Source organism: Aliiroseovarius sp. Z3 (assembly GCF_029105185.1).
GTDB lineage: Bacteria > Pseudomonadota > Alphaproteobacteria > Rhodobacterales > Rhodobacteraceae > Aliiroseovarius.
In genome coordinates this window covers 131,310-144,982 of sequence record NZ_JAFMZK010000007.1, presented here as the reverse complement: position 1 = coordinate 144,982, position 13,673 = coordinate 131,310, and the positions used below count along the sequence as shown (strand labels likewise).

General features: G+C 58.6%; 13 protein-coding genes. 4 read left to right on the top strand and 9 right to left on the bottom strand.

The window, feature by feature from the left end:
- Window positions 1-2: 2 nt before the first annotated feature.
- On the top strand, window positions 3-614 hold the full coding sequence (locus J3R80_RS13495; protein WP_275394310.1) for an NADAR family protein: 612 nt from the start codon (window positions 3-5) through the stop codon (window positions 612-614).
- 82 nt (window positions 615-696) lie between these two features.
- Here J3R80_RS13495 and J3R80_RS13490 read toward each other — a convergent pair whose 3' ends face one another.
- From J3R80_RS13490 to J3R80_RS13455, 8 genes are all read right to left on the bottom strand, one after another.
- A complete protein-coding gene (locus J3R80_RS13490; RefSeq protein ID WP_275394309.1) occupies window positions 697-1,638 on the bottom strand; it encodes a phosphotransferase in 942 nt (313 codons plus the stop codon).
- The gene (locus tag J3R80_RS13485; RefSeq protein WP_275394308.1) at window positions 1,635-2,912 is read right to left on the bottom strand and encodes an aminotransferase class III-fold pyridoxal phosphate-dependent enzyme; all 1,278 of its coding nucleotides are present in this window, start codon (window positions 2,910-2,912) and stop codon (window positions 1,635-1,637) included. Before J3R80_RS13485 ends, J3R80_RS13490 begins: the two co-directional genes overlap by 4 nt.
- A gap of 19 nt (window positions 2,913-2,931) precedes the next feature.
- On the bottom strand, window positions 2,932-3,351 hold the full coding sequence (gene arfB, locus J3R80_RS13480; RefSeq protein ID WP_275394307.1) for an alternative ribosome rescue aminoacyl-tRNA hydrolase ArfB: 420 nt from the start codon (window positions 3,349-3,351) through the stop codon (window positions 2,932-2,934).
- 278 nt (window positions 3,352-3,629) lie between these two features.
- A complete protein-coding gene (locus J3R80_RS13475) occupies window positions 3,630-4,250 on the bottom strand; it encodes a queuosine precursor transporter (RefSeq protein WP_275394306.1) in 621 nt (206 codons plus the stop codon).
- 72 nt (window positions 4,251-4,322) lie between these two features.
- Window positions 4,323-5,270 (bottom strand): esterase-like activity of phytase family protein, encoded by a 948-nt coding sequence (locus J3R80_RS13470; protein ID WP_275394305.1) that lies wholly within the window; start codon window positions 5,268-5,270, stop codon window positions 4,323-4,325.
- Window positions 5,243-6,133: a penicillin-insensitive murein endopeptidase gene (gene mepA / locus J3R80_RS13465; protein ID WP_275394304.1), complete on the bottom strand. Its 891-nt coding sequence runs from the start codon at window positions 6,131-6,133 to the stop codon at window positions 5,243-5,245. The genes J3R80_RS13470 and mepA overlap by 28 nt, the downstream gene beginning before the upstream one ends.
- A gap of 14 nt (window positions 6,134-6,147) precedes the next feature.
- The gene (locus tag J3R80_RS13460; protein ID WP_275394303.1) at window positions 6,148-7,512 is read right to left on the bottom strand and encodes an MFS transporter; all 1,365 of its coding nucleotides are present in this window, start codon (window positions 7,510-7,512) and stop codon (window positions 6,148-6,150) included.
- Between the two features lie 56 nt (window positions 7,513-7,568).
- A complete protein-coding gene (locus tag J3R80_RS13455) occupies window positions 7,569-8,099 on the bottom strand; it encodes a thioesterase family protein (protein WP_275394302.1) in 531 nt (176 codons plus the stop codon).
- A gap of 126 nt (window positions 8,100-8,225) precedes the next feature.
- On the opposite strand from J3R80_RS13455, the gene J3R80_RS13450 reads away from it, so the two are divergent.
- The 3 genes from J3R80_RS13450 to yaaA are packed head-to-tail and all read left to right on the top strand — an operon-like array spanning window position 8,226 to window position 11,382.
- Window positions 8,226-8,513: a YggT family protein gene (locus tag J3R80_RS13450; RefSeq protein WP_275394301.1), complete on the top strand. Its 288-nt coding sequence runs from the start codon at window positions 8,226-8,228 to the stop codon at window positions 8,511-8,513.
- Between the two features lie 60 nt (window positions 8,514-8,573).
- Window positions 8,574-10,619, top strand: a complete 2,046-nt coding sequence (gene recQ, locus J3R80_RS13445) for a DNA helicase RecQ (protein WP_275394300.1) — start codon at window positions 8,574-8,576, stop codon at window positions 10,617-10,619.
- A 1-nt stretch (window position 10,620) separates the two neighbouring features.
- The gene (yaaA, locus tag J3R80_RS13440; protein WP_275394299.1) at window positions 10,621-11,382 is read left to right on the top strand and encodes a peroxide stress protein YaaA; all 762 of its coding nucleotides are present in this window, start codon (window positions 10,621-10,623) and stop codon (window positions 11,380-11,382) included.
- Here the strand turns inward: yaaA and J3R80_RS13435 are convergent.
- Window positions 11,379-13,595 (bottom strand): ATP-binding protein, encoded by a 2,217-nt coding sequence (locus J3R80_RS13435; protein WP_275394298.1) that lies wholly within the window; start codon window positions 13,593-13,595, stop codon window positions 11,379-11,381. The genes yaaA and J3R80_RS13435 overlap by 4 nt on opposite strands.
- Window positions 13,596-13,673 lie beyond the last annotated feature (78 nt).

Genomic DNA, 13,673 nt, shown 5'->3' with positions numbered 1-13,673 from the left:
CCATGCAGACGGAAGTTGGAATTCGTCACTATGAACCAAGTCAAAGTGCGGTTTTCTTCAAAACACGCGAACGGTTTGGTGCGTTGTCTAACATGGCTTCCGGATTTCCGCTGACGATCGGAAATGTGCAGATTAGATCATCAGAAGCGCTTTATCAGTCACTCCGGTATCCCGAAAATCCAGAGTATCAGAAAGAGATCCTAGCTGAAGCGAGCGCTATGACTGCTAAGATGAAGAGCAAAAAATACTATGCTCATTCGAGGGCGGATTGGATGAGCGTTCGTGTTCCAATTATGCGTTGGTGTTTGCGTGTGAAGCTGGTCCAAAACTACGAACTTTTTTCGGAAGCCTTGCTAAGCACAGGGTCCTTGGCAATCGTTGAGAAGAAAGTTCGGCGCGAAGATTTTTGGGGCGCCAAGTTACAAGCTGACGGAAGTTTTGTAGGCAGAAATGTACTCGGTCGGTTGCTCATGGAGCTAAGGGAGGAAGTTAAAGCAGGATTGCTTTTTCAAGAAACTGTAATTGAGTCTCCAAATATCTCTAACTTGATCCTGCTTGGCTGCAAGATTGGTCCGACAACTAGTCGATCTAGCCAACAACGGAGGCTGGTTTGAAGCCGATCTAAGAACGTTTGTACCTTAGAGTGCGAATTCCATCTGCAAATCTATTAAACACTTCCACCCATCAAACTCCCCCTCACCCCCCAAGCACCCTCCGCGCCGCCGTCACCGCTTTCTGCGTATAGCTCACCACCTCCGGCCCGGTTGGGTCGTATCGCGGTACCGCCCAGCCCATCGAGGCGAAGCGGCGGATCATGATGAACAGGGGCAGCAGGTCTTCCGCCTCCTGGCTTAACGCGCGGCGGGCGCGGTATCCGGCCAGCGCGGCGGTGCGGATGGCGTCATAGGCGGGTTCGTCCTCGTTCTGGGTCATCATCACCGCAAGGTCGTAAAGCCGGAAGCCGAAGCCTGCGTCGTCGAAGTCGATCAGGGTCAGTTCTCCGTCCTTGACGAAGATGTTTTCGCGCAGGGCATCGGCGTGGATCAGCCCGAAATCGGCGCCCGCATCGGCAAAGGCCGTCACCCGGTCATGTGCCACTGCGCGGGCGCGTTGGATCAGGCTTCGGTCGCCGTCCGACAAGGCCGGGCTTTCCCAGAACCGGCCCCAGAACGGATCATCGCCCAACAGGCCGGGGATGTCCCAGCGGTGGCGGGTGAAGCCCGTGGGCAGGGTCATGGCGTCGGTCAGGTTGTGCAGCCGGGCAATCTCGCCCCCCACCTTGTGATACAGCGCAGCCTGTTCGGCCTCGCTGCCGGTCAGCGGCACGCCGCCTTCACCGATGGGCGCGCCGTCGACCCATGTCACCACGGTGGCAATCTGCCCACCGCCCAGATCGGCCACCGTGTCGCCGGAGCGGGTGGGAATGGGGGCCGGCACGCGCATTCCGGCGGCTGCCAGCGCGGCCATCCAATCCAGCTCCGAGCGGATCGCGTCCTTGCTTTGATAGCCTGGGCGGTGCAGGCGCAGCGCCGCAGGGCGGCCGCCAACGCGCACCTCGTGCACCACGTTTTCGCGGTTCTTGATCATGCGGATGTCTTGCGCGCCCCAAGCCTCAAGCGCCTGTTTCAACGCGCTCATACCGGCATCGCCTTCAGCGCGGCATCTAATGTTTCAGCCAACATGTCAGCCTGCGCGCGGTCAAAGCACATGGGTGGGCGGATCTTGATACCGTGATAATACCGCCCGACCGAGTGCAGCAGGACACCGCGATTGCGCATTTCGTCCACGAGCTTGGCACAGAAGGGCGCGGCGGCTTCGGTGTCGCCGTCCTTGGCAAACTCGACGCCCAGGAACATGCCCGCCCCGCGCACATCCGCGATCATCGGGTGGTCGAGTTCTTTGAGAAGCCCCAAAGCATAGTCGCCCGTGTCGCGCGCGTTGTCGACCAGCTTTTCCTCCTCCAGCACCTCCAGCACCGCCATCGCGGCAGCGGCCGAGACCGGGTTGCCGCCGAACGTGTTGAAATAGCCGAAGCGGGTGCGGAACTCCGTCATGATCTCGGGCCGGGTGACGACTGCAGCGACCGGGTGTCCGTTGCCCATAGGTTTGCCCATCGTCACGATATCCGGTGCCAGCCCGATCCGCTGATGCCCCCAGAAATGACGCCCCGTGCGGCCAAAGCCCGGCTGCACCTCATCCGCGATGATGATACCGCCCGCGCGTCGAACCACCGCGACAGTCGGATCAAGGAACCCCTGGGGCAGATCCGGGAAGCCCTCATTGGCGAAGAACGGGTCGAGGATCAGGGTGCCAAAGCCATGACCCGCAGCCTCCAATTCATCAATCGCGCGCTGGATTTCGTCCGCAAAAGCCTGCGCCTGCGCCTCGGCGCTGCCGCCAAGCGGGGACAGCGTATCAGGGGACGGCACTTTCTTCACCCAGTCCACAGGCCCGCCAATGGGTGTTCGTTTTGCTGACATGTGGCTGACCAGATCGGTGTTGCCGTGATAAGTGTTGTCCGAACAGATGATGCCAATTTTACCCGTCATCGCACGGCCCATTCGCAGGGCGATGTCGTTGGCTTCGGACCCGGTGCAAACCATGATCATAGTATCCAGATCATGATCCATGGTGCCGGTCAGGCGTTCGGCGTAATCCAGTATCCCCTCGTGCAGGTAACGGGTGTGGGTGTTCAATGTCGCTGCCTGCCGGGTGATGGCATCGACCACTTTCGGGTGTGCGTGGCCCACATGCGGTACGTTGTTGTAGCAGTCGAGATACCGGTTGCCGTCCGCGTCCCACAACCAAGCACCTTTGCCGCGCACGATGTGGACGGGATCGCTGTAAAACGTTGTCATGTTAGGGCCGAGAAGGCGCGCGCGACGCTGCAGAAGGGTGGGGGTGTCCGACATTGGAGTGGCTCCGCTATGGTTAATCGTCGTCAATGCGCCCGCGCAGGGCTTTGATTTGGCCACGGCGCGATTTAGCGTCCAGCCTGCGTAGCTTAGATCCTAAGGTAGGTTTCGTCTCTATGCGACGCTTGGGGGCAACCAACGCCCGGCGGATCATTTCGATAAGCCGGTTCTGCGCAATTTCACGGTTGCGCGCTTGGCTGCGTGTATCTTCCGCCCGGATCACAATCGCGCCGTCCTGGGTCCATTTCCGGCCGGCGATCCGCTTCAGCCGGGTCTTTACGGGCTGGGTCAGGTTGGGTGATCTGGCGGCTTCAAAACGCAGCTCAACGGCTGTGGAGACCTTGTTCACGTTCTGGCCGCCGGGGCCGGAGCTGCGGGTGAAACTTTCACTTAGCTCCCAGTCTTGCAGGGTGATATTATCAGTCACACGGATCATGGCGGCACCCTAGCGAATTGGATCCAAAACGGAAATCCCGGAAATGCCAAAAGAAAAGGGTCGCCCGCTTTGGGACGACCCTTTCGAGAATTAAGGAGGTGGGACCGGTTAGGCCAAGGCCAAAATGGTCCGCATTCCAGATCGGGGGCTGCCCCGATAAGTCGCGACCTAGATTGTCCCGGCACCTCGCTCCGTTGTATCTCTTGACATGGACACCTCCTTTCTCGCTGTTTCTATATCTAGGAGGTTGCCACAGATTTTGCGTTTGTCAAAACTTTTCACGCAGGATTTGGTGAAAGTTTCGTGACGATGAGGCGAAATGGAATCAGTGCGACAAGTGCAATCGCCATTTTCACCAGCCAATCGGCCACCGCGAGCGACATCCAGAGCGGGGCATTCGGGCCGCTGCCAAGCATGGGCAGCACCTCGTTTGCCCAGCTAACATCGTTGCCGGGTTCGATGAAGGACAGGCTTGCCGCGAACGCGATGGTGAAGAAGATCGCCGTGTCCACCGACCCTCCGATGATGGTGCTGGCCACGGGTGCGCGCCACCATTTGCCGCCCCGAAGACGATCAAAGATCGCAACGTCCATAAGTTGCGCCGTCAGGAAAGCAAGGCCGGACGCCACGGCGATGCGCAAGGTCACCAACGGCCCGAACTCGCCCATGATCTGCGTGCCAATGAAGCTGCAGATAACGCCGGTGACGAAGCCTGCAAAGACAACCTTGCGTGCAGCCGACGGTCCATAGACGCGGTTCATAACGTCCGTGACAAGAAAGGCGAAGGGATAGGTGAAAGCGCCCCAGGTCAGCCATTGGCCGAACAAGTGCTGCACCAGAATATTTGACGCCACCACGATGGTGGCCATGGCGATTACGCCAGGAAGGATACGGGTCATGTTGTTGGTCCGTTTTTGCAAGGTTGCGGAGACTTGGTCCCCAACTGCCGGGAACGGGCTGCGTTTAACGGTTCAATCGTGTGTGATCAAGAGTTCTGTTCTGACACCGGCGCCATCAGGCACAACGTACTCGACGATTTCCGTGACCTGAAAGAACTTGAAATTGTCGTCTGACACCATGGTCAAACGAATCTGCCCCTCCTGATCCTGCCAGACTGCCAACCCCTCAAGATTGTCATGCGCGCCAACTTCGGTTTGCAGCAAGATGGTCTCGTTCGTTAGGCTGTCGTCGTTCATGTCGAACCGGCGGATGCGATTGGTGAATCCAAAGATGCTGCTCAGGTGGCGCTCAAGAACATAGAGGCGTCCGTCGGGTCCAACATCTGCCCCGACGGGCACATAGGGACGATAGCGCGGAAGGGTGAAAGGTTTCTCCCAGGTCATCGCACCCGGACGCAGGCGATAGACAGGGTGCGGTGTTTTCTGGCTTCCATTTCCTTCCGGGATCACAAGGATCGTGCCATCCGGCTGCACGGCCAATGCCTCGAGCGCCGAGTTGGCAACCATTTTTCTGGTCGCGGGGTTCGGTGGCAGGTCGCGGCCTTTTTTCTGCCCCGTCTTGTATTCAACGATGCGGTGGCGAATTTCGAAACTGACATAGACCGTGCCATCGGGTGCCACTGCCAGACCTTCGCTGTCCGTCCATATACCCCTGAGCGGGTCGCCGCGCGGTGATGTCAGCGTTTTCAGCGGACCATGCGCGACTTTTTCGATCGTGCTGTCCTTGCGCAGAAATCGGCCGCGCGTGATATGACCGCGATCGGTCAGCGCGACAAAGGTTTCACCATCTTCGCTGACCTCTATGGCCGAGAAGCCGCCAAACACAGGATCATCGCCGCCATACCACCGGGTGGCCGACAGCAATTTGGCCTCGGACACTGTTTGTGCGCCAAGATCTACGGTGAAGAAACCGACAAGCGTTACAAGCGCGCCTAGCGCGACGACAAGACGGAGCGGCATTGATCTGGCAGTTGGGCAAGTGTCAGTGGGCCACGCGGTTTGCTTGGCTTCGGCGGGTTGGGGGGCGGCGGTTTCGGATGCAGAATGTCATTGACCCAGTTCACCGCATCCTGACATCCGTCACCGGGGGGTGGCGGCGCTTGATTGACGCAGCCGCGCATCCCCTTCGGGCACTTCAGGCGCACATGGAAATGATAGTGATGTCCGTACCACGGGCGAATTTTCCTGAGCCAGTTGCGGTTGCCCTTCTCGTCCTTGCACATCTGAACCTTGGCACCCGGGAAGACGAATATCCGCGCCACGCGTTTGTCTTTTGCAGCGGCTTTCAGAATCTCGTGATGCGCGCGCGTCCACGAGTTGTTGACGAATGCGCCCTTGGCGCGTTGCATTGAAATTGACGAGATGCTTTCGCGCTGGCTTGCCGACAGGTTCAGCCGCTTGGCCGGAAGCATCCAGATATCCGCGTCCAGCCCGATTTGATGCGATGCGTGGCCAGACAGCATCGGACCGCCACGGGGTTGGCTGAGATCACCGACATACAGACCATTCCAACCCGGCTGCCGCGCGGCTTTGCGCGACAAATCCTTGACGAAGTCAATCAGCTCCGGGTGCCCCCAGTTTCGATTGCGTGACAAGCGCATGGCCTGCCAGGTGGGTCCGCTTTGTGCAAGCTGTTCGCCTCCGGCAAGACATCCCTTTGCATAAGACCCATAGGGCGCGGATTTCTGGGCAGAGCCCGCCCGCTTTTCTCCAAACAACTGCTTTGCGGGCGTATCAGCCAGCGCGTTGGTCGAAGGCACAACGCCTCCGGCAAACAACAGCGCGCCGATCACAAGTGAACCACGAATGAACCTTCGAACCATGACTTCGTTGCCTTTCACCGCTCACCTTCTGGTTTAACCCAGATCAAAAGGAAAAGCCCTAGTGCAAACAACCCGATCAGCGGAGACACGCCGAGCCGCGCGCTGCCCGTCATCGTTGTGAACCATGCGATCAGGGCCGGGGCCATGAACGCGGTCGCCCGTCCCGACAGCCCGTAAAGCCCGAAGCTTTCGGTTGGAGCCGAAGGGTCGGCGTGGCGCACCATCATTGACCGGCTGGCCGATTGCAACGTGCCACCCATACCGCCGATCAACATGCCGCAACCGAAGAAAATGATGTCCGGGATGTTTGACCCTTCGGGCAAGGCGATGCCAAAGATCGCCTCGCGCGTCATGTTCACAATCAAGAAACAGACGGTCATCAAGATCAGGATCGATCCGATAATCACGGGCTTTGGCCCCCGCCTGCGATCAACGCGCCCGCCAAGCCAACTGAATGCAGCGGCGGCAAGGCCCGAGATGATGCCGAAGATCCCAATCAGGACAATCGACCAGTTCAGAACAAGGCTCGCGTAGACCCCGCCAAACCCGTAAAGGCCGTTCAGGGCATCGCGATAGAACATCGAACTGCCCAGATAGGCAGCAAGGCTTTTCTTGTTTTTCAATCCTCGGACGGTTCGACCAAGGATCGCGAACGCCCCTGAAAGACTGTGTTTTGCCCGCGGGCGTGGAACATCTTTTACCCAAAGCGCATAGGGGATCATGAACACCACGAACCAGATCGCAACAAACGGGCCGACAATCCGCGTGCCTTCACGCGCGTCTGCATCCAGCAGGCCCAGACCGGGGGTGAGGCCGATCAACGTCTTTCCGTTGGGCTGTTCGACGAACAGCGTCAGCATGATCGCCAATGCCACCAGACCACCGATATAACCAAAGGCGAAGCCCGAGCCCGAAATCTCGCCCACCTGATCCTGATCGGCAAGGCTGGGCAGTTGCGAGTTTGTAAAGACCAATGCGAACTCGGCCCCGATGAAACCCACGGCAAACATCAGCATCATGGCCCAAAGATTCGATCCATCGGGTTGGGTCCACCACAACGCTCCTGCGCCGATGACATAAAGAAGACTGAAGGCGGCCACCCACGGGCGGACACGCCCCGCGGTGTCGGCAAGCGCGCCCATGACCGGCGCACCAAACCCGACAATCAGACCTGCGGCAGCCAAACCCCACGACCAGATGCTTTGCGCTTTTGCATCTGCGGCTTGTTCGGCCAGCCCCAGCCCCATGTAATACTCGGTGGCGATTGCTGCGAAGAATGGTCCGAAAATGAATGTCAGAAGCAGAGTGTGATAGGGTTGACTGGCCCAATCGAACCAAAACCAACCCCAGATGCGCTTGCGCGTTGAAATTTCTGCCATGCCTGCCCCCTGTTTTCGATGATCAAACAGCGAAACCAGCGCTTGGGCAAGTGTTGTCATGCGTCAGGTGGCCACGGCCTTTGAGCGTCGGCGTCGATCCAGGCCTGCACCCAATGCGGTAAGGTGGGGCGTGGGCCGTCATATCCCAGTGCTTCGACAACACGGGCAGTGGGCACGATTCCGTTACGATCCGTCACCGCCGAGCGGTATACGATCTGGTTCGCGCATTCCCCGCCCAGCCACATGCTTTGTTCGACATAGATAAACCTGTCATCCCAGCCCACCACGCGGCTACGCATTTCGATCCGGACAAAGGTGCGCACCCTTTTGCGATATCGAACCGATGCCCCCGCCATGGTTAACCCCCAGCGGTTCTTGATCAGCATCCGGGACAGCCCGGTTCGCCCGGCCAGCGGAATGCGCCCCAGATCATAGAGTGTCAGCGTGCGCCCATTGTTTAACTCGCGCCACAGGTCGATGTCCCATGGCCAGCACATGTGATGGCTGACATGTGTGCCGGTGATCGGCAGGGGCTTGGCCCGTGCGTTGATGATCAGTTCTTTGGTCATGCGGATGAACGGATACATGGCGGTTCCTTCTGGTTGTGTTTGACCTGCCCATGAGCTTTGGAAACGTCAATCGAAACCACGCGTCACCCTTGCCCTGTGCCGCAACCTTCCCTAGATGGAACGGACAACCCGAAAGGAACGCTTATGCAGTCGCTGTTTCAAATCCTGATGCTGATCGTGGATATCGCCTGGTTCATCCTGATTGTGCATATCGTGATGTCGTGGCTGATCAATTTCCAGGTTCTGAACCTGCGGCAACATATTGTGGCGCAGGTCTGGTACGGGTTGAACCGGCTGCTGGAACCAGTCTATTCGCGTATCCGGTCTTTCCTGCCTCAGATGGGTGGATTGGATTTTGCGCCGCTGGTCGCCCTGATCGCGCTGTATGCGATCCGGATCATTCTGATCAACAACGCGTCGGCCTTCTACTAATCCCCTTGTTCCCAACCCGCGCGCGTGGGATTGTGCCCTCAAAATAATGAGCAGCACAGAATGCCCCGCGATCTGGACCTTTTGAAATCCGTTTTCGGCTTCGATGAATTTCGCCCCGGACAGGCCGAGATTGTCGAGGCCGTGTCGCGTGGCGAAAACACATTGGCAATCATGCCAACCGGCGGTGGTAAGTCGCTGTGCTTTCAACTGCCTGCCCTGATCCGCGATGGTGTGACGGTGGTCATTTCCCCTTTGATTGCCCTGATGCGCGATCAGGTGCGCGGGCTTCAGGCGGCGGGGGTGGATGCTGGCGCGCTGACGTCAGGCAACACGCAGGACGAAACGGATACCGTTTTCGATGCGCTGTCGCAGGGTGCGCTCAAGCTGCTTTACATGGCGCCTGAGCGGTTGGCGTCAGGGGGCACGCTAAATCTGTTGCGCAATGCGGGCGTCACGATGATTGCCGTCGATGAGGCCCATTGCGTCAGCCAATGGGGCCATGATTTCCGGCCGGATTATCTGCGGATCGGGGAATTGCGCCGCGCCCTTGATGTGCCTCTTGCCGCTTTCACCGCCACCGCAGATGAAGAAACCCGCGCCGAGATCGTGCAAAAGCTGTTTGACGGCACCCCGCCGCGCAGTTTCCTGCGGGGCTTTGACCGCCCGAACATCCACCTTGCTTTCGCCGCCAAGGACAGCCCCCGCAACCAAATCCTGAATTTCGCAGCCGCCCGAAAGGGACAATCCGGCATTGTCTATTCCGCCACCCGCGCGCGCACCGAAACGCTGGCCAAGGCGCTGCGCGACGCGGGCCACCCGGCGGTGCACTATCACGGCGGAATGGAAGCGGATGACCGGCGCGAGGTCGAACGCCAGTTTCAACAGGAAGACGGGTTGATCGTCGTGGCAACCGTGGCCTTTGGCATGGGCGTCGACAAACCTGACATTCGCTGGGTGGCCCATTCCGACCTGCCCAAGTCGATCGAGGCCTATTATCAGGAAATCGGTCGCGCCGGGCGGGATGGGGCGCCCGCCGATACGCTGACCCTGTTTGGCGCCGACGATATCCGGCTCAGGCGGTCGCAAATCGACGAAGGTCTGGCACCCCCCGAACGGCGTGCGGCAGATCATGGTCGGCTGAATGCACTGCTGGGTTTGGCCGAGGCACATGGATGCCGCCGCCAGCAACTTCTTGCGTATTTCGGGGAAGACACCGCACCGTGCGGAAATTGCGACCTGTGTTCCACACCGCCGGATCTGTTTGATGGCACGGTTGACGTGATGAAGGCACTATCGGCCATCTTGCGAACCGGCGAGTATTTTGGATCGGGTCATCTGATCGACATTCTGCTTGGAAACCCGACCGACCGCATCCGGGGCCGAGGCCATGACGACCTTCCTACATTTGGTGTCGGCAAGGACCACGACAAGCGCCTGTGGCAGGCGATATTCCGGCAAATGCTGGGGCTTGATCTGGTGCGGCCCGACCCCGAGCGTCACGGTGCATTGCGTATCACGGAAAAGGCGCATCCCGTGCTGCGCGGTGAAGCGCAGGTCGAACTCAGGCGTGACACGCTGAAATCTGGAAGCCGCCGACCTGCAGCCAAGATGCTGGTGGCGGAAGAGGATGCGCCACTCCTGTCGGCCTTGAAGGCAAAGCGCCGCGCCCTTGCCGAAGCCGCCCGCGTCCCGGCTTATGTGGTGTTCAATGACCGGACGTTGATCGAAATGGCAGAAAAGCGGCCCTCTGATCTGGATGATATGGCGCGCATCGGTGGTGTCGGCGCCAAGAAGCTGGAAAGCTATGGGCGCGCATTTCTTGAGGTTATCAACGGCGACACACCAGACCTTCACCCGCATCGGCGCAAGCTGGCAGGCCGCGCAGCCGGAGGGTTGTTCGACCAGTTGCAAGTTGTCGCGACCGATCTGGCCCGCGGCGAGGATGGGACCGGAAAACATCTGAGTGTGACAGCCACCACCCTGCGCCAGATTGCGGAGCGCAAGCCGATGACCATCGGCGAACTGGGCCGCATCTCGGGGATGGGCGACCAGAAAGCCGAGCGATTTGGCGCCGCTTTCATAGATGTACTGACAAAAGGGGAATGACATGTTGGTTGTCGTGTCGCCAGCCAAACGGCTGGACGAAAAACCTGCCAAAAGGACAGACGGAACACACCCTGTTTTTCAGGATCAAGCAGATATTCTTGCCCAAACGGCACGGGAACTGACAAGCAAAGATTTAGAGCGCCTGATGCACATCTCGCCTGCGCTGGGGGCGTTGAATGTCGAAAGATTCGCCGCTTTTGGCGGTGGAGCGGGCGAGAAACCGGCGATCGAGATGTTTGCAGGCGACACCTATGCCGGGTTGGATGCCGGGAGTCTGGACGAAGATGAACTGCGATACGCGCAGGAGCACCTATGTATTCTGTCCGGACTTTACGGTCTTTTGCGTCCTAAGGATCAGATCGCACCCCATCGGTTAGAGATGGGCACGCGAATGAAAAACCAGAAGGGCAAAAACCTGTATGATTTCTGGGCCGACCAGATCGCGAAAGAGCTGAACCGAAGGGCAGAAAACACCTCCAGCAACATCCTCGTTAACTGTGCGTCGGTCGAGTATTTCTCGGCAGTCGATCTGGATGCGCTGGGCTTGCGCGTGATCACGCCTCAATTTCTGGAAATGAAGTCGGGCGAGCCGAAGGTGGTCAGCTTCTTCGCGAAAAAAGCGCGCGGGTCCATGGCGCGTTTCATTGTACAGAATCGCGTGCGTGATCCGGAAGCCCTGAAAGACTTTGATCTGGGCGGCTATACCTATCAGCCGCACATGAGTGAAGGCGACAAACTGGTCTTTCTGCGCGACGCGATTTAGCAACAGCTGCCCGGCAGGGGGCATCGCGCCTCGTCCGGGCAATGGGTCAGAATCTCGTGCAAGATCTCGGGTTTCTTGAGTGGTTTGGTCAGGTGTTGATCCAGCCCATGCGCCAGGATGTCGCGATCATCCCCGGTCAACGCATGTGCCGTCAGGGCGACAACACGGGTCCGCGACAGGCCGTGGTCCTGCTCCAGCGTTCGAATGCGCCGCGTGGCTTCCTTGCCGTCGACCTCCGGCATCGAGATGTCCATGAAGATGATATCGGGTTGAAACACCTGAAACGCTTCGACCGCTTCGATACCGTTACTGACAAACCGAAGGTCGATATCCAGATCTTTCAACAGCTTTGTAAAGACCAGCTGGTTGGTCTTGTTGTCCTCGGCCGCAAGAACACGCATCCGTCGAAGGTCGGTTCGGTCCGACGTGGTCAGCAGTAAAGGCGCGTCGCTGCCGGCTTGGGTTGCAATGGGTTCCGGACCAGACGGCGGGGCGCCGATCTGGTTGATAATTTCAAACACCGTGCTTCGCGTCAGGGGCAGCTGCAAAACGCGCGTGGCGCTGGCGATGTTATTGCTTTGCTTTGCGGTCGAGTTGGGTGCGGTCAAGAAGATGATTGGTGCGGTTGGATTCTGGGCGCGCAGCATCTGAACAAATGGCGTTCCGTCCTGAGTTTGCGTTTTGGCGCTCTGTTCGTCGACCAGTATCAGGGCAGCCCCCTGCACGGACGCGCAGGAAGGGCTCAGCGGGTCGTATGTTTTTGTGCGCAACCCGGTTGCTTCGAACCGCTTCTCAAGAATGGCTCGGTTCAGGTGGTCTTCCATCGCCATGACCACCCACCCGGCGCACCGGGACAGTTGCGGCGGCTCGGTGGTTTCTTTCACGGGAAGCGGGATGTGAAATCCAAAACATGATCCGACGCCTTCTTGACTGTCGACCCAGATTTCACCCCCCATCAGCTCAACCAGCTGAGACGTGATGGCGAGGCCAAGCCCTGTTCCTTCGAATTTCCGGTTGCGTTCCGTATCGACCTGATTGAATTCCCCGAAGATGTGACGCTGCATGTCTTCGGGTATGCCGATCCCGCTGTCTTCGACGGTGATGTGAACCTGCTGCGTGTCGCTGTCACTTAATGGCAGCCCGATGGCGCGCACCAATACATGACCTTCCGACGTGAATTTGACGGCGTTGCCAATCAGGTTTGTCAGGATCTGACGGATCCGCACGACATCTCCGACAAACTTCGAAGGCATGAAAAGGTCAAAATCGACGATCAGCCGAATGCCTTTTTCCTGCACGGCGGGATGCAACAGGGTCACGACATCCAGAATAACGCGCTCCAGATCGAACTCTTCAAGCTGCAAGGTCAGTTTGGCAGCCTCGATCTTCGAGTAGTCGAGCACGTCATTGATAATGGTCAGCAAAGCCTCGCCAGATTGTCGGATCGTATCAACGTACAAACGCTGCTCGTCATCCAGATCGCCTTCGGCCATGATTTCCGCCATCGAGACAACACCATTCATGGGTGTGCGAATCTCATGGCTCATATTGGCCAGAAAGGTTGACTTCGCGCGGTTTGCAGCCTCGGCCCGGTGGCGCGCTTCGCTTAGCTCGGCCTGATATTTCACTGTTTCGGTGATGTTCAGGCCAAGGCTGACCATATCGCCATCGCGCGAGCGTCGGTCGACCATCTTGATATGTGTACCGTCCCACAGTCGCAGCACGATTGAATCGCGCGACGGTGCGTGCCAGCGGTCCAACATCATGTCCCGCCAGGCAAGCGGGCGCATATCGCCGATATCGACGATCCCTTCATCCGTCGCAATGTGCAGAATGTCTGTATAAGGGATGCCCGGAACCACGCAGCTTAGCCCGTCGAACGGTTCCAGATAGGCGCTGTTGGCGGCGATCATCCTGTCCGACTGGTCGAACACGGCGAATCCGTCTTCGATGGTTTCCAGTGAATCCCACAGCCGCCGCTTGGCGATCACCACCTCTTCATTGGCTTTCTCTAGATCTGCACGAACCTGCGAGTTCTCGCCTTTGATTTCTTCGACGGCGACACGTGTTTCGATGATTTCGTCTGACAAGCTCAGCGCGTGCTGTGACAAAACGCGATTCGCATTGGTCAACTCGGCCTGTTTCTGTGCCAGAAGCCGTTCAGCGGCCATTCTGGCGCGCCGTTCCTGTGCAAGAATATCTTCGATCTTCATCCCCGGTTCTCCGAGTCACCTGTTGTGTGAGAGCCAGCATCAGCGAACAGGGTGAACAGGGTCTTAACGGTGGATCAG